At 73.6% G+C, this 1,400-nt stretch carries 1 protein-coding gene and 1 pseudogene; both read left to right on the forward strand.

Going from position 1 to position 1,400, the window contains the following annotated elements; genetic code table 11:
- A pseudogene (locus AB0G02_RS40345) lies at nt 1-873 on the forward strand (peptidase S8); the annotation flags it as partial.
- 190 nt (nt 874-1,063) lie between these two features.
- Nucleotides 1,064-1,400: helix-turn-helix transcriptional regulator (locus tag AB0G02_RS40350; protein ID WP_360805862.1), on the forward strand; the 337-nt coding region annotated here is incomplete at its 3' end.

Below are 1,400 nucleotides of genomic sequence, written 5' to 3' on the forward strand. Positions count from 1 at the left end.
GTCGGTGAGCACTCCGGCAGCCCGACGACGGCGGACGGCATCTACGGGGTCGGCGGCGCGGTCGCGGCCGAGCCGTCGAGCGGCGCGGTCGACCACCTCCTCGCGGCGAACGTGACGTGGCGCTGGCAGTTGGTCCAGGGCACGCCGGAGGCGGTGGACACGGTGCTGTTCAGCTCCGACCGCACCTACCGGCCGGGTCGGAAGTACACCGAGGCGTTGGGCTTCCCGGTCATCGGCCCGGTCCCGTCGCCCTGGGAAAGGCCTTCCCTGTTCCGCGTGGGCGACCTCGTGGTGGCCGACCTGTGGCTGTTCGGCGACGGCGCGGGCAACCGCGGCGACTCGCTGACCGGCACGTCCCGGACCACGCTCCTGCGCAACGGCGAGAAGGTGGGCGAGACCTCGTTGCCCGGCATCGGGGCGTTCCCCGTGCCGCCGGGTCAGGCGGACTACCGGCTGGAGACGGAGAGCTCGCGGTCGAGCGAGGTCTCCGAGTTCACCACGCGGGTGCTGACGGCGTGGACGTTCCGCTCCGACACCGCACCCGGTGAAGAACTGCGGGCCCTGCCGCTGACCGTCGTCCGCTTCACCCCGAAGCTGGACGCGAGCGGCGCGACCGACGCGGGCCGGTTCTTCGCCGTGCCGCTGGAGGTCACCCAGCAGGAGTCCGGCGACAGCGGGCGCTTGCAGCGCCTGCGCGTGGAGGTGTCCTTCGACGACGGCGGCACGTGGTCCGAGGCCCCCGTGATCGGCCGCACCGCGATGGTCCGCAACGCCGCGAAGGCGGGCGCGTACGCCTCGCTGCGGGTGAACGGCTCGGACAGCAAGGGCAACACGTTCGAGGAAACCCTGACCCGCGCGTACAAGCTCCGGTAGTTCTCTCCGCTCCGTGGCACAGCGGCGGATCCCCTCGTCGAGGGGGTCCGCCGCTGCACGTCACGCGCTGGCCCGCGCACATCACGGGATCCCGCGGCGGCGGCCACTTCCCGCAGCCGCCTGGTCCGTACGGCGGCCGTCGTGCCGCGACTTCCACCGGGAGAATCGGGGGAGTCGAAGGGGGAGCAGGGTGCCGCGTGCGGAACGTCCTCTGGCCGACGAGGACACGCCGGTGCTCAAGTTCGCGGGCGACCTGCGGCGGTTGCGGCGTGGGGCCGGGCTGCCGTCCTACCGCGAACTCGGCCGCCTGGCGAACTACTCGGCCGCCGCGCTGTCCGAGGCGGTGGCCGGGCGCAGGTTGCCCAGCCTGGCGGTGACCAAGGCCTTCGTCCGGGCCTGCGGGGGTGACGTCGAGCAGTGGAGCGCCCGCTGGCGGGAGCTGGCCTCGGTGGGGGCGGACCACGGCGACGCCCCCTACGCCGGACTGGCCGCGTACCAGGTCACCGACGCCGACCGGTTCTTCGGCC

Source organism: Actinosynnema sp. NPDC023658 (assembly GCF_040639995.1).
Taxonomy (GTDB): Bacteria; Actinomycetota; Actinomycetes; order Mycobacteriales; family Pseudonocardiaceae; genus Actinosynnema.